The following is an 18,527-nucleotide window of genomic DNA, read 5'->3' on the forward strand; positions in this document are numbered from 1 at the left end:
CCTAGGCGGCCGCCGCCTGCGCCGCCTTCAGTGCCTCCGCCAGCCGCTCCGGCTCGCGCGTCGACAGATACAGGTACGGCGTCGGGTCGGCCGGGTCGGTGACCTCCACGCGCAGTGCCGTGGGGATGTAGGAGCGCAGCAGCAGGAAGGCGCGGGTGTCGGCCTTGTAGGTGCGCCAGGCGCGCGCCTCCTCCGGGTCCAGGATCTCCGCCTCGCCCAGGGCCGTCACCGGGACCTTCGCCTCGCCCGCGATCAGCTGGTCGCCCACGATCCGGATGCGCAGCGAGCCGTAGGAGCTGGCCATGACGGACGCGGCCGCGGTGCCGCCGACCAGGCCGCCGAGCATCGGCAGGGTGCCGAAGGGCAGCAGGATCAGGGCGAAGGAGACGCCCACCAGGAACGAGATGAACCACCACGAACGGGGGGCGGTGAGGCGCTCGTCGTAGGGGGAGGCGGAAAGCTGCATGGAGTCAAGCTTGGCACGGTGTCCGCGAGGCGCCGACGCGCGGGTAAGGTCTGCGGCTGTGGGTGGTACTTCTCCAGCTCTTAAGCCTCCGTCCGACGCCGTGAAACCGGTGCGGCACCCTGACGCGCCCGCGCCGGGCGAGCTGCTCGGCGCGCACTACGAACAGTGTTTCGGATGTGGTGGTGACCAGGCGCACGGGCTGCATCTGGCGGCGCGGGCCGGAGAGGGCGTGACGATCACCGCCGAGTTCACCGTGCGGGCCGCCCACCAGGGCGCCCCGGGCCTCGCGCACGGCGGAGTGCTCGCCAGCGCGCTGGACGAGACCCTCGGCTCGCTGAACTGGCTGCTGCGGACGATCGCGGTGACCGGCCGGCTGGAGACCGACTTCGTGCGGCCGGTGCCCGTGGACACCGTGCTGTACCTGGAGGCCGAGGTGACGGCGGTGGCCGGGCGGAAGATCTACTCGACCGCCACCGGACGCATCGGCGCCCCCGACGGGCCGGTGGCCGTGCGCGCCGACGCGCTCTTCATCGAGGTGAAGGTCGACCACTTCATCGACAACGGCCGTCCGCAGGAGATCCGGGCCGCCATGGAAGACCCGGACCAGGTCCGGCGTACCCGCGCCTTCGAGGTGAACCCGTGAGCAGTGGCCGTAGTCCCCTGGACGTACTGATCCGGCGCGTCGACCCCGACGTACCGCTTCCGTCGTACGAGCATCCCGGTGACGCGGGCGCCGATCTGCGGACCACGCAGGGGCGGGAACTGAAGCCGGGTGAACGGGCCGTGCTGCCCACGGGGGTGTCTGTCGCCCTCCCGGAGGGGTACGCGGCCTTCGTGCACCCCCGTTCCGGGCTCGCCGCCCGCTGCGGTGTCGCCCTAGTGAATGCCCCGGGGACGGTTGATGCCGGGTACCGTGGGGAGATCAAGGTGATCGTGGTGAATCTCGACCCGTACGAGTCGGTACGGTTCGAGCGCTTCGACCGGATCGCCCAGCTGGTCGTCCAGCAGGTCGAGAGGGTCCGCTTCCAGGAGGTCGCGGAACTTCCCGATTCGGCGCGGGCCGAGGGGGGCTTCGGGTCCACCGGCGGTCACGCCGCCGTGGGCGCCACCACGGGTGGGAATCGATACGCTTCGGTCGTAACCGACCGGGAAGGACAGTGACGTGTTCGGACGTCGCAAGAAGGGCACTGCCGCCGAGGACGCGGCGAGCGAGGCCGAGCAGGTCGTCGACGACGTCGACACTGAGGCGGACGGCGAGGTCGAGCGCGTGCGGCTCGAACCGGAGCCCCGCCCCGACGGACCCTGGGACGACTCGGAGGTCGGCGATCCCGCCGAGGGCCGGGTGGACCTGGGCGGTCTGTTCGTGCCGGGCGTCGACGGCATGGAGTTGCGGGTCGAGGTCGCGGGTGACGCGATCGTCGCCGCCACCGTGGTTCTCAAGGACAGTGCCATCCAGTTGCAGGCCTTCGCCGCTCCCAAGCGCGAGGGCATCTGGGGTGAGGTCCGCGAGGAGATCGCCAGCGGCATCACCCAGCAGGGCGGAATCGTCGACGAGGTCGAGGGCCCGCTGGGCTGGGAGCTGCGCGCGCAGGTCCCGGTGCAGCTGCCGGACGGCACGGGCGGCTTCCAGGTGGTGCGGTTCGTCGGTGTGGACGGTTCGCGCTGGTTCCTGCGCGGGGTGATCTCCGGGCAGGGCGCGGTGCAGCCGCAGGCGGCCGGTCTGCTGGAGCAGATCTTCCGGGACACGGTCGTCGTGCGCGGCGAGGGCCCGATGGCGCCCCGCGACCCGATCGTCCTGAAGCTGCCGAACGACGCCCAGATGGTTCCCGAGGGCGTCCAGCAGGAGGAGGCGGGTTCCCGCTTCTCCGGCGGCATGGGGCAGTTGCAGCGCGGACCGGAGATCACCGAGGTCCGCTAGCGGCAAGAGACAGCCACGAAAGGGCCGTACCCCTCCGGGGGTGCGGCCCTTCGTCGTGCGCGGACTCTTGACGGGGTATTAGTCCGTACCTATGGTCTCGGCTCAACGCCCAGTTCATGAGGGTGCTCTGTGTTCACATACGGAAACGGAGTCACCGTGCGCCGCGCTGCCCTGCTCTCCGTCGTCACCGCACTCGTCCTGGGCTTCTCCGCCCGGCCCGGCGGCCCGACCGCCGAGGCGGCCCCCGCCGCATTCGTCCATCCCGGAGTCGACGTCTCCAGGAGCCAGCTCGACTTCGCCCGCACCGAGGTCCTCGCCGGAGCCCAGCCCTGGAAGGGCGCCTACGACCAGATGACGGCCAGCTCCTACGCCAGCTTGAGCCGGACCCCGAAGCCAAGAGCCGTCGTCGAGTGCGGCTCGTACTCCAACCCCGACCACGGCTGCACCGACGAACGCGAGGACGCCATGGCGGCCTACACCGACGCGCTCGCCTGGTACATCACCAAGGACGCGCGCTACGCCCGGAAGGCCATCGAGATCATGGACGCCTGGTCGGCCACGATCACCGGCCACACCAACAGCAACGCGCCGCTGCAGACCGGCTGGGCCGGCTCCACCTGGCCCAAGGCCGCCGAGATCATCAAGTACACGTACACCGGGACATGGACCAACTCCGCCCGCTTCGCGACCATGCTGCGCACCGTCTACCTGCCCGAGGTCATCAACGGGTCCCATTCCAACGGGAACTGGGAACTGTCGATGATGGACGCCGCCATCGGCATCTCCGTCTTCCTGGAGGACAGGACGTCGTACGACAAGGCGATGGCCACCTTCCGGACGCGTACCGCCGCCTACGTCTACCTCGCCTCCGACGGCAGCGTCCCGAAGACCGTGCCCGGCCAGAACCTGAACACGACCGCGAAGATCGTCGCCTACTGGCAGGGTCAGTCCACCTTCGTCACCGGGCTCACCCAGGAGACCTGCCGCGACCTCACCCACACCGGGTACGGCATCTCCGCGATCTCCCACGTCGCCGAGACCAGCCGGATCCAGGGGACCGACCTCTACGGCACCGACGTCGGCGAGCGGCTGCGGCAGGCGCTCGGGTTCCAGGCCAAGTACCAGCTGGGCGCGGCCGTGCCGGGCTGGCTGTGCGGCGGGTCGCTGAAGCTCGGGCTCGGGCCCGTCACCGAGGTCGGCTACAACGCCCTGCACAACCGCCTGGGCATCGCCATGGCCAACACCCGCACGCTCACCCTGGACAACCGCCCGGCCGGCAGCAACAACCTCTTCGTGGCCTGGGAGACCCTCACCCACGGCGACAACCCCGGCTGAGCACCACGGCATCAGAGTTGTGTCAAAGACACCCACGACCAGGCCCACCACCCCATTTGTCGGACTTATTGGCCGTAAAGTCGACGCTGCGTACACGGGTGTGACGGGAAGACAATGGGGCCATGGGACGCGGCAAGCTTCGGATCTACCTCGGTGCGGCACCGGGCGTCGGCAAGACGTACGCCATGCTGTCCGAGGCCCACCGCAGGGTGGAGCGGGGCACCGACTGCGTGGTCGCCTTCGTGGAGCACCACGGCCGGGCCCGCACCGAGGTGATGCTGCACGGCCTGGAGCAGGTCCCGCGCGTGGAGCTGGCCTACCGGGGGGCCGTCTTCACGGAGATGGACGTCGACGCCGTCCTGCGCCGGGCCCCCGCCGTCGCCCTGGTGGACGAACTCGCCCACACCAACGTCCCGGGCTCCCGCAACACCAAGCGCTGGCAGGATATCGAGGAACTGCTCGCGGCCGGCGTCGACGTCGTCTCGACCGTCAACATCCAGCACCTGGAGTCCCTCGGTGACGTCGTCGAGTCGATCACCGGGGTGCGCCAGCAGGAGACCGTGCCGGACGAGGTCGTGCGCCGGGCCGACCAGATAGAGCTTGTCGACATGTCGCCACAGGCGCTGCGGCGGCGGATGGCGCACGGCAACATCTACCAGCCCGACAAGGTCGACGCGGCCCTCTCGAACTACTTCCGCCCCGGCAACCTCACCGCCCTGCGCGAACTGGCCCTCCTCTGGGTGGCCGACCGGGTCGACGAATACCTCCAGGAGTACCGCAGCGAGCACCAGGTCTCGGCGATCTGGGGCTCGCGCGAGCGGATCGTCGTAGGACTGACCGGCGGTCCCGAAGGGCGGACGCTGATCCGGCGGGCCGCGCGGCTCGCCGAGAAGGGGGCCGGCGGCGAGGTACTGGCCGTCTACATCTCCCGCAGCGACGGACTGACCTCCGCCTCCCCGAAGGAACTGGCCCAGCAGCGCACCCTGATCGAGGATCTGGGCGGCACCTTCCACCACGTAGTGGGCGACGACATCCCGGCCGCGCTGCTCGACTTCGCGCGCGGGGTCAACGCCACCCAGATCGTCCTGGGCTCCTCCCGCCGCAAGACCTGGCAGTACGTCTTCGGGCCCGGTGTGGGCACCACGGTCGCCCGTGAGTCCGGGCCCGACCTGGACGTCCACATCGTCACCCACGGAGAGGTCGCCAAGGGGCGCGGACTCCCGGTGGCCCGGGGCGCGCGTCTCGGCCGGGCCCGCATCGTCTCGGGCTGGATCGTCGGCGTGGCCGGGCCCGTGGGCCTCGCGCTGCTGCTCAACGCGATCCATCTCGGGCTCGCCAACGACATGCTGCTGTTCCTGTCGCTGACGGTCGCGGCGGCGCTGCTCGGCGGACTGCTGCCGGCGCTGGTCTCGGCGGCCCTCGGGTCGTTCCTGCTGAACTACTTCTACACACCGCCGCTGCACCGGCTGACCATCGCCGACCCCAAGAACATCGTCGCCATCGCGATCTTCGTGGGCGTCGCCGTGTCCGTGGCCTCCGTGGTGGACCTCGCCGCCCGCCGCACCGAGCAGGCCGCCAGACTGCGCGCCGAGTCGGAGATCCTGTCCTTCCTCGCGGGCAGCGTGCTGCGCGGCGAGACCAGCCTCGAAGCGCTCCTGGAGCGGGTCCGGGAGACCTTCGGCATGGAGTCCGTGGCGCTGCTGGAACGCAAGAGCGACGTCGAGCCCTGGACGTGCGCGGGCCGGGTCGGCGTCGGGGTGCCGCTGGAGCGGCCCGAGGACGGCGACGTGGACATGCCGGTCGGCGACCACATGGCCCTCGCGCTGACCGGCCGCGTGCTGCCCGCCTCCGACCGCCGGGTCCTGGCCGCCTTCGCCGCCCAGGCCGCCGTCGTACTGGACCGCAGACGCCTCCGCGAGGAGGCCGACCGGGCCCGCGCCCTCGCCGAGGGCAACCGCATCCGTACGGCCCTCCTGGCGGCCGTGAGCCACGATCTGCGGACCCCGCTGGCCGGCATCAAGGCGGCCGTGTCGAGTCTGCGCTCCGACGACGTGGCGTGGTCCGAGGAGGACCAGGCCGAACTCCTGGAGGGCATCGAGGCCGGCGCCGACCGGCTCGACCACCTGGTGGGCAACCTCCTCGACATGTCCCGCCTCCAGACCGGCACGGTCACACCGATCGTCCGCGAGATCGACCTCGACGAGGTGGTGCCCATGGCGCTGGTCGGGGTCCCCGAGGGCAGCGCGGAACTCGACATCCCGGAGACGCTGCCCATGGTCGCCGTCGACCCCGGACTGCTGGAACGGGCGGTGGCCAACCTGGTCGAGAACGCGGTCAAGTACAGCCCGCCCGAACGACCCGTCCTGGTGTCCGCCAGCGCCATCGCCGACCGCGTGGAGGTCCGGGTGGTCGACCGGGGCCCCGGAGTCCCGGACGCGGCCAAGGACCGCATCTTCGAGCCCTTCCAGCGCTACGGCGACGCCCCGCGCGGTGCCGGAGTGGGGCTCGGCCTCGCCGTGGCGCGTGGCTTCACCGAGGCCATGAACGGCACCCTGAACGCCGAGGACACGCCCGGCGGCGGCCTCACCATGGTCCTCACGCTCCGCGCGGCGCACGGAACCGCGGAGGACGCGCAGGGCGTGGAAGACGTGCACGGCGTGCGTGCTGCGGGCGCTGCGGATGCTGCGGGTGACGAGCGTGACGTGAAAGACGTACAACCGGAAAGGCAGGTCTCATGACCAGGGTCCTCGTGGTCGAGGATGAGCCGCAGATCGTGCGGGCCCTCGTGATCAACCTCAAGGCGCGCAAGTACGAGGTCGACGCGGCGGCCGACGGGAAGACCGCGCTCGACCTCGCCGCCTCCCGCCACCCCGACGTCGTCGTCCTCGACCTGGGGCTGCCCGACATGGACGGCGTCGAGGTGATCCGGGGGCTGCGCGGCTGGACCCGGGTGCCGATCCTGGTGCTGTCCGCCCGGCACTCCTCCGACGAGAAGGTGGAGGCGCTGGACGCGGGCGCCGACGACTACGTCACCAAGCCCTTCGGCATGGACGAGCTGCTGGCCCGGCTGCGGGCCGCCGTGCGCCGGGCCGAGCCCACCGGGGGCGGCGAGGACGACGTCCTGGTCGAGACCGAGGAGTTCACCGTCGACCTCGCCGCCAAGAAGGTCCAACGGGACGGCAGGGACGTACGGCTGACCCCCACGGAGTGGCATCTGCTGGAGGTCCTGGTGCGCAACACCGGGCGGCTGGTCAGCCAGAAGCAGCTGTTGCAGGAGGTCTGGGGGCCGTCCTACGGGACCGAGACGAACTACCTCCGCGTCTACATGGCACAGCTGCGGCGCAAGCTGGAGACGGACCCCGCGCACCCGAAGCACTTCATCACGGAACCCGGGATGGGATACCGGTTCGAGCGCTGACGACGTGGGTACGTCGCTGTCGGCGGACCCCGGTACGCTTCAGATATGAGCGCTGTCTCCCGTTCCGAAAAGCCGGCCGGCCGGTTCCGGCGCATGCTCGACCGGCTGTCCTCCTCGCAGGAGGACCTGGAGTCCGAGGAGCTGCGCGAGGACTCCGCGACCGAGGGCTGTGTCCGGATCGGCGACTGCCACGACCGACAGATCGTGACGGTTACTGGTACCTTGCGCACGGTCACGCTGCGCCCCCGGGCGGGGGTCCCGGCCCTTGAGGCCGAGCTGTTCGACGGCTCCGCCGCCCTGGACGTGGTGTGGCTCGGCAGGCGTTCCATCGTGGGCATAGAACCGGGACGCAAGCTGATCGCGTCCGGCCGGATCTCCATGAGCAGAGGCCGCCGGGTGCTCTTCAACCCGAAATACGAACTGAGACCCCTCGGACGGGAGTAGCCGGTGACGTCGCTCGACAAGCCGACCACAGAGACCGTGGACGCCGAAGACAGCGAGCAGGATGTCCGGGCGGTGACCGAGGCGGCCCTCTTCGAGGCGTTCGGCGGGCTGCGCGGCATGATCGAAACGGTCCTGCCCGGCCTGCTCTTCGTCACCATCTTCACGATCAACAAGAACCTCCACGCGTCGGCCATCGCCGCACTGGCCGTGTCGCTGGTCCTCGTCGTGGTGCGCCTGGTGAAGCGCGACACCGTCAAGCACGCCTTCAGCGGTGTCTTCGGCGTCGCCTTCGGTGTCGTCTTCGCGATGATGACCGGCAACGCCAAGAACTTCTATCTCCCCGGCATGCTCTACACGTTGGGCCTCGCCCTCGCGTACATCGTCACGACCCTCGCGGGCGTCCCGCTGATCGGACTGATCCTCGGCCCGGTCTTCAAGGAGAACCTCTCCTGGCGTACCCGCAACCCCGGCCGCAAGAAGGCCTACGCCAAGGCCAGTTGGGCCTGGGGCCTGATCCTGCTCGCCAAGTGCGCGATCCTCTTCCCGCTCTACTGGTGGGCCAACACCGCCCAACTGGGCTGGGTCCTGGTCGCGTTGAAGATCCCGCCCTTCCTGCTGGCCGTCTGGCTCACCTGGGTCTTCCTCGCGAAGGCGCCCGCGCCGATCGACGTGTTCGCGGAGATGGAGGCGGAGGAGCAGGCCGAGAAGGAACGCAAGGCGGCGCAGGCCGCCACGACGGAGGGCCGTCACCGGCGGGACGCGTAGTTTCCCCCACGACGATTCCCCTACGACGATGAGGGCGCCCCGAGATCTCGGGGCGCCCTCATCGTCGTAGCACCGGACTAGCTCGCCGCGTCCTCCCGGCGTACCGACAGCAGGTCCTCCAACTGCTCCTCGCGCGCCTGGGCCGCCACGAACAGGAGTTCGTCGCCGGCCTCCAGGGAGTCCTCGCGGGACGGGGTCAGGACGCGGGTGCCGCGGATGATCGTGACCAGGGAGGTGTCCTCGGGCCACTCCACGTCGCCGACCTGGGTGCCGGCCAGGGCCGACTCCTCGGGGAGGGTGAGTTCCACCAGGTTCGCGTCACCGTGGCTGAAGCGCAGCAGCCGGACCAGGTCGCCGACCGAGACCGCCTCCTCGACCAGCGCCGACATCAGGCGAGGGGTGGAGACGGCGACGTCGACGCCCCAGGACTCGTTGAAGAGCCATTCGTTCTTCGGGTTGTTGACGCGGGCGACGACGCGCGGAACGCCGTACTCCGTCTTCGCGAGGAGGGAGACGACGAGGTTGACCTTGTCGTCGCCGGTCGCGGCGATCACCACGTTGCAGCGCTGGAGCGCCGCCTCGTCCAGGGACGTGATCTCGCAGGCGTCGGCCAGCAGCCACTCCGCCTGGGGGACCCGCTCGACCGAGATCGCGGTCGGGGCCTTGTCGATGAGAAGGATCTCGTGACCGTTCTCCAGCAGCTCACCGGCGATCGAACGTCCGACCGCGCCGGCTCCGGCAATGGCGACCCTCATCAGTGACCGCCCTCCTCTTCGGGACCCTTGGCGAACGCCGCCTCGACCTTGTCGACCTCGTCCGTGCGCATCATCACGTGCACGAGGTCGCCCTCCTGCAACACGGTCTGCGAAGAGGGCAGCATCGCCTCGCCGAGACGGGTGAGGAACGCCACGCGGACGCCCGTCTCCTCCTGCAACTTGCTGATCTTGTGGCCCACCCAGGACGCCGAGGCGTGCACCTCGGCGAGCTGGACACCGCCGGTGGGGTCCCGCCACAGCGGCTCCGCGCCCGAGGGCAGCAGCCGGCGCAGCATCTGGTCGGCGGTCCAGCGGACCGTGGCGACGGTGGGGATGCCCAGCCGCTGGTAGACCTCGGCACGGCGGGGGTCGTAGATACGGGCCGCGACGTTCTCGACGCCGAACATCTCGCGGGCCACGCGCGCGGAGATGATGTTCGAGTTGTCACCGCTGGAGACGGCCGCGAACGCGCCCGCCTCCTCGATGCCCGCTTCGCGCAGCGTGTCCTGGTCGAAGCCGACCCCGGTGACCCGGCGACCGCCGAATCCCGGGCCCAGCCGACGGAAGGCGGTGGGGTCCTGGTCGATCACGGCGACCGTGTGCCCCTGTTGCTCCAGGGTCTGGGCGAGAGCGGAACCCACTCTGCCGCAGCCCATGATGACGATGTGCACGACCGTCCTTCCGGTGTCCTGAAATCCATGCTCAGCCCCATCAGGGTCTCAGACCGAGGCCAAAGTACACACGTCCGGTCCTTCCGGGGCACCCCCGTGCGTCAGCGGCGCCCGATGCTGCGCACGCTGGCCAGGGTGAGGATTCCGAGGCCGGCCAGGGCGGCGAGGGCGCCGATCAGCTCTGCGGTCGAGGGCATGGGACCTCCAGGGGGCGGGTGGGAGCGGGGTTTTGTCATATAGACACGGAGTCGTCACTCCCGACGGAATCCGCAACTCCACTCCTCACCGATTTCACCCGTGAGGCAGATGCGGGACAGCTGCGGGACGGCTGCGGGACAGATGAGAGGCAGATGACATGGCTCAGGCAGGTGGCGAGTAGAGGATCGCCTGTTCGAAGGCCTACGATCCTCTGTTGTGTCCAAACTGACCGACGTGCCCAAGCGCATCCTCATCGGGCGCGCACTGCGCAGCGACCGGTTGGGCGAAACGCTCCTGCCTAAGCGCATCGCACTCCCCGTGTTCGCTTCCGACCCGCTGTCCTCCGTGGCCTACGCGCCCGGCGAGGTGCTGCTGGTCCTCTCCATCGCGGGCGTGTCGGCGTACCACTTCAGCCCCTGGATCGCGGTCGCGGTCGTGGTGCTGATGTTCACCGTGGTCGCCTCCTACCGGCAGAACGTGCACGCCTACCCCAGCGGCGGCGGCGACTACGAGGTGGCCACCACCAACCTCGGCCCCAAGGCCGGCCTCACCGTCGCCAGCGCCCTGCTCGTCGACTACGTCCTCACCGTCGCCGTCTCGATCGCCTCCGGCATCGAGAACCTCGGCTCCGCGATCCCGTTCGTGGTGGAGCACAAGGTGATCTGCGCGATCGCCGTCGTGGTGCTGCTCACCCTGATGAACCTGCGCGGGGTCAAGGAGTCCGGCTCCCTGTTCGCGATCCCGACCTACGTCTTCGTCGCGGGCGTCTTCGTCATGATCGCGTGGGGCGCCTTCCGCGGCCTGGTCCTCGGCGACACCATGCGCGCGCCGACCGCGAGCTACCACATCAAGGCCGAGCACCAGGGCCTCGCGGGCTTCGCGCTGGTCTTCCTGATGCTGCGCGCCTTCTCCTCCGGCTGTGCCGCGCTCACCGGTGTCGAGGCGATCTCCAACGGCGTCCCGGCCTTCCGCAAGCCCAAGTCGAAGAACGCGGCGACCACCCTCGCGGCGATGGGCCTGCTGGCCGTCACGATGTTCTGCGGGATCATCGCGCTGGCCATGACGACCAAGGTCCGGATGGCCGAGAACCCGGCCACCGACCTGATCCACAACGGCGTGGCGATCGGCTCCGGCTACGTGCAGAACCCGGTGATCTCCCAGGTCGCCGAGGCGGTGTTCGGCAAGGGCAGCTTCCTGTTCGTGGTCCTCGCCGCGGCCACCGCGCTGGTCCTGTTCCTCGCCGCCAACACGGCGTACAACGGCTTCCCGCTGCTCGGCTCGATCCTCGCCCAGGACCGCTACCTCCCGCGCCAGCTGCACACCCGCGGCGACCGCCTCGCCTTCTCCAACGGCATCGTGCTGCTCGCCGGAACCGCCACCCTGCTGCTCGCGATCTACGGCGCCGACTCGACCCGCCTGATCCAGCTGTACATCGTGGGCGTGTTCGTGTCCTTCACCCTCAGCCAGACCGGCATGGTCCGGCACTGGAACCGCCACCTCGCCACCGAGAAGGACCAGGCCAAGCGCCGCCACATGGTCCGCTCGCGCGCGATCAACGCGTTCGGCGCGTTCTTCACGGGGCTGGTCCTGGTCGTGGTCCTGGTCACGAAGTTCACCCACGGCGCCTGGGTGGCCCTGCTCGGCATGTGCATCTTCTACGCCACGATGACCGCGATCCGTAAGCACTACGACCGGGTCGCCGAGGAGATCGCCGCCCCCGAGGGCCCCAGCGACGACAGCCTCCGCCCCTCCCGCGTCCACTCGGTCGTCCTGATCTCCAAGATCCACCGCCCGGCGCTGCGCGCCCTCGCCTACGCCAAGCTGATGCGCTCGGACACCCTGGAGGCGCTCAGCGTCAACGTGGACCCGGCCGAGACCAAGGCGCTGCGCGAGGAGTGGGAGCGGCGCGGGATCGACGTACCGCTGAAGGTGCTGGACTCGCCCTACCGCGAGATCACCCGGCCGATCATCGAGTACGTGAAGGGCCTGCGGAAGGAGTCGCCGCGCGACGCGGTCTCCGTGATCATCCCCGAGTACGTGGTCGGCCACTGGTACGAGCACCTCCTCCACAACCAGAGCGCGCTCCGCCTCAAGGGCCGGCTGCTGTTCACGCCGGGCGTGATGGTGACGTCGGTGCCCTACCAGCTGGAGTCCTCCGAGGCCGCGAAGAACCGGGCCCGCAAGCGGCAGGAGTGGAGCGCGCCGGGCGCGGTGCGACGGGGTCCGGCGGAGGAGCGGCACCGGGAGTCGTCCGACTCCAAGAGCTGAACGCCTTGTGGTGAGCGGCCGGGCGGTGTCCACGTAGACTGGTGGGCTGTTGTCCGGCCGCTCACCCTTTGACGTTGTGGAGTCACCCCGCCATGCAGGCAGAACCGAAGAAATCGCTGGTGGGGGAGGAGTACGAGGTCGAGGTCGGCCCCGTCGCCCATGGCGGGCACTGCATCGCCCGTACGGCCGAGGGCCAGGTGCTGTTCGTCCGGCACACGCTGCCCGGTGAGCGTGTGATCGCCCGGGTCACCGACGGCGAGGAGGGCGCGCGGTTCCTGCGCGCGGACGCGGTCGAGATCCTCTCCGCGTCCAAGGACCGCGTCGAGGCGCCCTGCCCCTACGCCGGCCCCGGTCGCTGCGGCGGCTGCGACTGGCAGCACGCCAAGCCCGGCGCGCAGCGCCGCCTCAAGGGCGAGGTCATCGCCGAACAGTTGCAGCGGCTCGCGGGGCTCACGCCCGAGGAGGCCGGCTGGGACGGCACGGTGATGCCGGCCGAGGGCGACAAGCTGCCCTCAGGGCAGGTCCCGCAGTGGCGCACGCGCGTCCAGTACGCGGTGGACGCGGACGGCAACGCGGGTCTGCGCAAGCACCGTTCGCACGAGGTCGAGCCGGTCGAGCACTGCATGATCGCGGCGCCGGGCATCAGCGAACTGGGCATCGAGGACCGCGACTGGTCCGGCATGGCCTCCGTCGACGCCATCGCGGCGACGGGCTCCCAGGACCGCATGGTCATCCTGGAGCCGAGGCCGGGAGCCCGCCTTCCCCTCGTCGAACTCGACCGCCCGGTCTCCGTGATGCGCGTCGAGGAGCACGACGGGGGCATCCACCGCGTCCACGGCCGCGCGTTCGTCCGCGAGCGCGCCGACGGCCGCACGTACCGCGTCGGCAGCGGCGGCTTCTGGCAGGTCCACCCGATGGCCGCCGACACCCTCGTCAAGGCCGTCATGCAGGGCCTGTTGCCGCGCAAGGGCGACATGGCGCTGGACCTGTACTGCGGGGTGGGCCTCTTCGCCGGAGCCCTCGCCGACCGCCTCGGCGACAAGGGCGCGGTCCTCGGCATCGAGTCCGGCAAGCGCGCGGTCGAGGACGCGCGGCACAACCTCGCCGGCTTCGACCGCGTCCGCATTGAACAGGGCAAGGTCGAGAGCGTGCTGCCGCGCACGGGCATCACGGAGGTCGACCTGATCGTCCTGGACCCACCGCGCTCGGGCGCCGGCAAGAAGACCGTGGAGCACCTTTCGTCGCTGGGGGCTCGGAAGATCGCGTACGTGGCATGCGATCCGGCGGCGCTGGCACGGGACTTGGGGTACTTCCGGGACGGGGGGTATCGGGTGCGGACGTTGCGGGCGTTCGATCTGTTTCCGATGACCCACCATGTGGAGTGTGTCGCGATCCTTGAACCGGTGGCAAAGCTGTCCTGACCTGCGGTTTTGTGCGTGCGCGTTATGTGCGGTGTGGGCGTTACGGGCGATATCTTGACGCTGAAATAACGCTCTCCGAGGCATCTTGACGCTCATTTGACGCTCGTTCTGATGGGGTGTCAGATGGGTGAAGGGTGCTGCTGAACTCGGTTGCGGCGGTGGAAATCAAGAGGGGTGCTTTTGGGGTTTCGGTGGTCGGCCCCGATGCTGGTCGGGTGACGAGATTTTCTTGAAGTTATCTGCCTGGCGATGCTGACCTACGGTGATGCTGCCGGGAACGTCTCTGGCCTGGGCTGATCCGTCTTTCTGGGCCTTTCGAGCTCGCGCCCGGATGCGCAGTCGATTCTCCCCAGAGAACAGCTCCGTCAGCGGTCGGCGGGGCACTCTGCGTGAACGCCTTCGATTGGCGGGCGGACCGCTGGTCAGGGAAGTAGATGGATGGCCAGGACGGAACCGTCCTGGTGTATCGAGACGGGACCGGCCCACTTCTTGTCCCAGGTGTCCGAAGGCCAGGTGGAGCGCAGAGCGTGGACGTCGCTTCGGTATTGCTCCAGGCGGCCGTGGCTCAGGTGATTGAAGAGGTCCGCGTGGACTCCGGAGAATGCCTCCACACGTGTTCCGTTGAGTCGGAAGACATGGTCGGTGCCAACGAACGGGATGCCGAGGAGAGTGTAGTTGGCGTCCTGGACGCTTCCGGTAGCCGCGTGCGCGATGCCGGCGGAGAAGCGGCGGCTTCCCTGACGGGTTGTGAGATACGGGGCTGCGGAGTTCCCGTCGCCGGCGAAGGCGGTGAGTCCCGCGGCGGATGTGCGCGCGAGTACTCGCTGGAACCATCCGGAGATTTCATCGTTGACATGAACGCCTGGCTCCGAGGGCGGCCTTTTGCCGTTGTCGGCTGGTGGGTGAATACCCGGGGGCCACGCCTCGTCCTGAAGCTGTGCGTTCAGGTTCCCGAGTGGGAAAGCGTCTGTACCGGATAGCCAGCCGCCCGAGCCATCGGCCTTCAGCGCGTGCACGGTGAGCGGTTCATCCAGCGGCAGCTGCGTGCTGAAGATCAGGCCGGGTGTCTCGTCGTAGGTGCCGATGTGCACTCCCTCTATGTAGGCGGAGGCGTCGGCGAGTTGGCCGTAGGACGTCGTCGCGGTGCCGTGGTTGCCGCGGGAGACGACAGGGAAGATTCGCGATGGTTCTCCTGGTTTCCAGACTTCGCCGAAGTACTGCGGGCGGTACCGGTAGCCCACCGTGGTGCCTTTGTCCTTGCTGTTCAGGGCCCAGCCCGCACGAAGGGCCGTGTCCGCGGGAACGATCGATACCGCGTGGTCTGGGTAGCGGCGGCTGAGAACCCGTTCGGTGACGGCCAGCGCGAACGCGATGCCGAGTTCTCCCGACTGGAGCGCCTTGTAGTAGTCGGCGGTGTCCCGCCCTTCGGCGGAGAGCCCCATGAATGACGTGGGGTTGCCGCTGAGGGCCAGGCTGTATTTCAGGCTGCCCCAGTGCTCGGCCAGACCGCGGGCTGCTCCTCGGCGTGCCAAGGAGATGGCTCGCGCCAGGGTGTGTAGAACATCCCACGGTGTTAGTCGTACCGAGTTGCCAAGTTCTGCGCCGGGTAACTGACGCAGGCCCGGCTTGCGCCGTAGGGTTTCGAGGTCTTTCTCCTTGCGTTCCTCGTCGTCCGCCGCGGCTGCGGCCCCTACGTCCCCGGCGACTGCCGAGGTGGAATGGACAGCGACGTTCGAATGCTGTGCGAGATCCTCCAGCGCTTCTGCAGTTGACTTCGACATCTGTTTCCCCTGTTCTCCGGAGGGTTGCAGTGGGACCCAAGACCAACGTCGCAAGGTACGAGTCGAACAACGGGCGCACACAAGTACGCATGCGGCGCATGCCCTTGGAGCGTGACGACCGGTGAACGTTGTGCTCGGTGTCCCGGAGGGGGTGTCGTAGCGGCATCATGACGGGGTGGATCACAACCTCAACGGGTTGAGCACCCGAGAGTTCGAGCACGTGTCACAAGCCCTGGTTCAGGAGATTCTCGGGCCAGGCGTCTCCGCCTTCGGGGACGGCAGGGATGGCGGGCGCGAGGCGACGTTCCAGGGGCGCGTGCCGTATCCGAGCGGCCTTGAGGCATGGGACGGCTACGGAGTGGTGCAGGCTAAGTTCCGGCAGCGCACCGATCAGCAACACCCCCATGCCGTCTCGTGGTTGAAGGGGCAGATCAAGGATGAAGTGGAAGCGTGGCTGAGCCCGGCGTCCACGAGGGAACGGCTGCCCGAGTATCTGATCTTCACCACCAACGTGGTTCTCACTCCCGTGCTCAGAAGCGGAGGCATTGACCAGAGCAATCAGTTCGTCTCCACCCACGCGGCCCGTCTGGGGCTCAAGAACTGGGCGGTATGGCACTACGACCAGCTGTGCCGCTATCTCGATCGCTATGACTCCATCCGCCGGACCTACGCCGGTGCCATTACTTCCGGTGATGTCCTCGCTCAGCTGCTTGACGTGGTGTCCGCCGGGACCAAGTCGCGATCGGACGGGCTCACTGATGCGGGCCTGGCCGCGTGCCACCGCCGCGAGGCGCGACTGAGCCTTGTGCCCGAAGACCGCGTCCATGCCGTTCTGGACTGGGGTGACAAGTCGTCGCTGCCGGTGGTGACCGTCCCTGCCGGCACTCTGGCGGTTCTGGTCGCCCCGATGGGGGCCGGCAAGAGCGAAGAAGCTGAGCGTTGGTGGCACGAGGGGTTGGAGCGGGCCGGGTCGGATACCGGAGTGGCGATCCCCGTATGGGTGGATGCTCGCAAGGCCGTGCCTGATCTTGTGGACGCCATCACACGTGCGGGCGGCGATCCGGCGACTGGACTCGGTCGCATCGTGATCGACGATCTCGACGGGATCGCACCCGAACAGATCGCATACCTTCTCCGCGAGGCCCGCATCCTACTTGCAGCCCACCCGGACGCCCAGATCCTCGCCACGTGCAGACCTGGCGTCGACCTGGGCAAGGCCGGGTGCATGAAATCGCTCCATGGCCAGCGCGGAAAGGTAAGGAACTCCTGGACCTTGTGCTTGGTGACGACGTGCGAATGGCTTTCCAGGAGCGCGAAGTGCAGGACCTATTGACCAGCCCCCTTCAGGTCCTGTCCGTCGCGTCCCGCATTCTTGCTGGTGAGGATGCGAGGGTGTCCGGCCTGGCCGCATCCGTTATCAAAGGCCGGCGCACGGGGCATCCGACTACACAGAATTGGGACCGGCTCGCCCGCCTTGCCGTACGCATCCTGAATCTCGGAGGCCCGGTCTCCGCTCAGCAATTCGGCCATGAAGCCGAGGTGTGGGAGCTGACCGACACCGGCCTCGTTGTCCAAGAGGGGGGCGCGGCTCCGATTTACGCTTCCGGTCTTCGAGCAGCACTTTGGCGCACAGGCTCTGCGACGGGGAGACGTCCGGCTGGAGGAGATCGTCGCCGCCGACACCTTCCCCCGGTGGCGTTACGCGATCGCCTTCGCCGTGAACGCGAGCCACTCAGACGAAGCGGAGGACCTTATGCTCCGTCTGGCCCGTGTCAACCCTGCGGCTGCTTCCTGGGTGTTCGACGAGATCGTGCGAGGTGCGAAGCAAGAAGACGGGATGCACGAGGCCGAGGGCAAGGCACGGGTCGCGGTCGCCCAGATGGTCCCAGCGGACTTCGATGAACTCCGAACCGCCGAAACGGTTGGCACATGGTTGCGCGACGCACTCGACGCCTATGTGGAGGGTTTTGGCCCACTGAGCGGCTCGCTCCTCGACCTACAGGATGGACGATTGCCTCGCTGGGGCGTGTGGGTGAAGGAAGGATGGGTGGCCGTCTCTCCTTCGAGATTCTCCTTCGAACCTCCCGCGGTGACGCCTCTGGAAGTGCACCCGAGGCATCGTGAAGAACCGGAATGGTTCTGGTGGAGCCAGTTTCTCTTTCCCCGTGATCCGCTGGGCAGGTGGGAATGGGCTGGCGGCAAGATTCGTGAGCCGCTTGAGCGGATTGTCCGGCGTGGCGCCCTCCTGGTGCCGCCGGATTCACCTCTGGCTCGTGAACGGCTGTGGTACCTCGCCCAGAGACTTCGCCTCAGCAGTAGCTCCCCCCATGCGGTCAACGTGCCCGAACTGCGCCAGCGAGTCGAAGCGATGATGGAGCGTGCGCGTGCGTCCGTGTCGTTCACCCATCAGGCTCCGGGCTACACATATAACTCGGCGGATGTTCGGTGGATGCATTCACAGTTGGACTGTGTGACGGATGACCTGTTGCGCAGACCGTACGGAGAACCGGATCAGGAAATCCCGCAGCACGGAAGTAACTGGCAGGGTTACTCCCCACTGCTGACGCTGAAGATCAACAAGCAAGTTCTTCGGGATGCCATCGTTGGCTACCAGCAGTTGGTCGAGTCGAGCTTCCCGGCCCTTGCCCCTGCTTTGGGCCTATACACCGCCCTGCCGGTGAGTGCCGAGGGCATGGTGGTCATGCCGGAAGACGACTCAGACGGGTCGCACAGTGGCCTGCTCTACACTCTCCGTCCCAAGGCAACAGGCCGCCGCAACGATCCACCCGAAGTGGACCTGGACCTGTGGACCGAACCAGGGTTTGGCCCTACCTCGCCGTTCCCCGGTGGTCCGGTGGACTCCAAGACGAATTTTCATCGGCCGTACTACCAGGATTGCGAACTGCCCACAGGGTCAGCGCGTCCTGCGACCGCATTCGCCTACGAGTGGTTGATCCGTGACTTGAAGGCGGTTGGCTGGATCAGTGCGACTGCCCGGCTCTCCGCCTGATGGCATCAACTGGCCCGAAATAGCAATCGGCCGTCTTCACAGTCCAACTGGCGCAGCGGGTTATGCCCGATCGGAAT

Annotated in this window: 16 protein-coding genes; 12 read left to right on the forward strand and 4 right to left on the reverse strand. The window is 68.5% G+C overall.

What is annotated here, in order from left to right:
* Position 1: 1 nt before the first annotated feature.
* Positions 2-466, reverse strand: a complete 465-nt coding sequence (locus ACIQPR_RS41165) for a DUF3093 domain-containing protein (protein ID WP_403659982.1) — start codon at positions 464-466, stop codon at positions 2-4.
* 58 nt (positions 467-524) lie between these two features.
* Here ACIQPR_RS41165 and ACIQPR_RS41170 point away from each other — a divergent pair, with 58 nt between their 5' ends.
* The 8 genes from ACIQPR_RS41170 to ACIQPR_RS41205 all read left to right on the forward strand — a co-directional run bounded on the left by ACIQPR_RS41170 (position 525) and on the right by ACIQPR_RS41205 (position 8,346).
* Positions 525-1,109 carry a PaaI family thioesterase gene (locus tag ACIQPR_RS41170; protein WP_403659985.1) on the forward strand — a complete coding sequence of 195 codons (585 nt, stop codon included), beginning with the start codon at positions 525-527 and terminating at the stop codon, positions 1,107-1,109.
* The gene (gene dut, locus ACIQPR_RS41175) at positions 1,106-1,627 is read left to right on the forward strand and encodes a dUTP diphosphatase (RefSeq protein ID WP_403659988.1); all 522 of its coding nucleotides are present in this window, start codon (positions 1,106-1,108) and stop codon (positions 1,625-1,627) included. The genes ACIQPR_RS41170 and dut overlap by 4 nt, the downstream gene beginning before the upstream one ends.
* Before the next feature lies 1 nt (position 1,628).
* A complete protein-coding gene (locus tag ACIQPR_RS41180; protein ID WP_403659991.1) occupies positions 1,629-2,384 on the forward strand; it encodes a DUF3710 domain-containing protein in 756 nt (251 codons plus the stop codon).
* A 156-nt stretch (positions 2,385-2,540) separates the two neighbouring features.
* Positions 2,541-3,719, forward strand: coding sequence for an alginate lyase family protein (locus ACIQPR_RS41185; protein WP_403659994.1), 1,179 nt, complete (start codon positions 2,541-2,543; stop codon positions 3,717-3,719).
* A gap of 122 nt (positions 3,720-3,841) precedes the next feature.
* Positions 3,842-6,457, forward strand: a complete 2,616-nt coding sequence (locus tag ACIQPR_RS41190) for an ATP-binding protein (RefSeq protein WP_403659997.1) — start codon at positions 3,842-3,844, stop codon at positions 6,455-6,457.
* Positions 6,454-7,137 carry a response regulator gene (locus ACIQPR_RS41195; RefSeq protein WP_019061071.1) on the forward strand — a complete coding sequence of 228 codons (684 nt, stop codon included), beginning with the start codon at positions 6,454-6,456 and terminating at the stop codon, positions 7,135-7,137. Before ACIQPR_RS41190 ends, ACIQPR_RS41195 begins: the two co-directional genes overlap by 4 nt.
* A gap of 45 nt (positions 7,138-7,182) precedes the next feature.
* On the forward strand, positions 7,183-7,581 hold the full coding sequence (locus ACIQPR_RS41200; RefSeq protein ID WP_403660000.1) for an OB-fold nucleic acid binding domain-containing protein: 399 nt from the start codon (positions 7,183-7,185) through the stop codon (positions 7,579-7,581).
* A gap of 3 nt (positions 7,582-7,584) precedes the next feature.
* A complete protein-coding gene (locus tag ACIQPR_RS41205) occupies positions 7,585-8,346 on the forward strand; it encodes a DUF3159 domain-containing protein (protein WP_403660003.1) in 762 nt (253 codons plus the stop codon).
* Positions 8,347-8,423: 77 nt separating this feature from the next.
* Here the strand turns inward: ACIQPR_RS41205 and ACIQPR_RS41210 are convergent, their stop codons facing one another.
* Entirely contained in the window at positions 8,424-9,101 is a 678-nt protein-coding gene (locus ACIQPR_RS41210; protein WP_019061074.1) for a TrkA family potassium uptake protein, read from the reverse strand.
* Entirely contained in the window at positions 9,101-9,772 is a 672-nt protein-coding gene (locus ACIQPR_RS41215; RefSeq protein WP_403660006.1) for a potassium channel family protein, read from the reverse strand. The genes ACIQPR_RS41210 and ACIQPR_RS41215 overlap by 1 nt, the downstream gene beginning before the upstream one ends.
* A 414-nt stretch (positions 9,773-10,186) precedes the next feature.
* Between ACIQPR_RS41215 and ACIQPR_RS41220 the strand changes: the two genes are divergently transcribed.
* Complete coding sequence (locus tag ACIQPR_RS41220; protein WP_403660009.1) at positions 10,187-12,238, forward strand: APC family permease; 2,052 nt, start codon at positions 10,187-10,189, stop codon at positions 12,236-12,238.
* Between the two features lie 92 nt (positions 12,239-12,330).
* On the forward strand, positions 12,331-13,659 hold the full coding sequence (locus ACIQPR_RS41225; protein ID WP_403660012.1) for a class I SAM-dependent RNA methyltransferase: 1,329 nt from the start codon (positions 12,331-12,333) through the stop codon (positions 13,657-13,659).
* A 422-nt stretch (positions 13,660-14,081) separates the two neighbouring features.
* Here ACIQPR_RS41225 and ACIQPR_RS41230 read toward each other — a convergent pair whose 3' ends face one another.
* Positions 14,082-15,440 (reverse strand): hypothetical protein, encoded by a 1,359-nt coding sequence (locus ACIQPR_RS41230; protein WP_403660015.1) that lies wholly within the window; start codon positions 15,438-15,440, stop codon positions 14,082-14,084.
* A gap of 175 nt (positions 15,441-15,615) precedes the next feature.
* Here ACIQPR_RS41230 and ACIQPR_RS41235 point away from each other — a divergent pair, with 175 nt between their 5' ends.
* Positions 15,616-16,773, forward strand: coding sequence for a hypothetical protein (locus ACIQPR_RS41235; protein WP_403660018.1), 1,158 nt, complete (start codon positions 15,616-15,618; stop codon positions 16,771-16,773).
* A 462-nt stretch (positions 16,774-17,235) separates the two neighbouring features.
* On the forward strand, positions 17,236-18,450 hold the full coding sequence (locus tag ACIQPR_RS41240) for a hypothetical protein (protein WP_403660022.1): 1,215 nt from the start codon (positions 17,236-17,238) through the stop codon (positions 18,448-18,450).
* The last annotated feature ends 77 nt before the right edge of the window (positions 18,451-18,527 follow it).

It is taken from the genome of Streptomyces sp. NPDC091280 (assembly GCF_044768565.1).
Taxonomy (GTDB): domain Bacteria; phylum Actinomycetota; class Actinomycetes; order Streptomycetales; family Streptomycetaceae; genus Streptomyces.

Excerpts from the sequence above, each read along its gene's own strand:
- ACIQPR_RS41230 (WP_403660015.1), bottom strand. The coding sequence starts at position 15,440 with ATGTCGAAGTCAACTGCAGAAGCGCTGGAGGATCTCGCACAGCATTCG.
- ACIQPR_RS41165 (WP_403659982.1), bottom strand. The coding sequence starts at position 466 with ATGCAGCTTTCCGCCTCCCCCTACGACGAGCGCCTCACCGCCCCCCGT.
- ACIQPR_RS41195 (WP_019061071.1), top strand. The coding sequence starts at position 6,454 with ATGACCAGGGTCCTCGTGGTCGAGGATGAGCCGCAGATCGTGCGGGCC.
- ACIQPR_RS41200 (WP_403660000.1), top strand. The coding sequence starts at position 7,183 with ATGAGCGCTGTCTCCCGTTCCGAAAAGCCGGCCGGCCGGTTCCGGCGC.
- ACIQPR_RS41190 (WP_403659997.1), top strand. The coding sequence starts at position 3,842 with ATGGGACGCGGCAAGCTTCGGATCTACCTCGGTGCGGCACCGGGCGTC.
- ACIQPR_RS41225 (WP_403660012.1), top strand. The coding sequence starts at position 12,331 with ATGCAGGCAGAACCGAAGAAATCGCTGGTGGGGGAGGAGTACGAGGTC.
- ACIQPR_RS41210 (WP_019061074.1), bottom strand. The coding sequence starts at position 9,101 with ATGAGGGTCGCCATTGCCGGAGCCGGCGCGGTCGGACGTTCGATCGCC.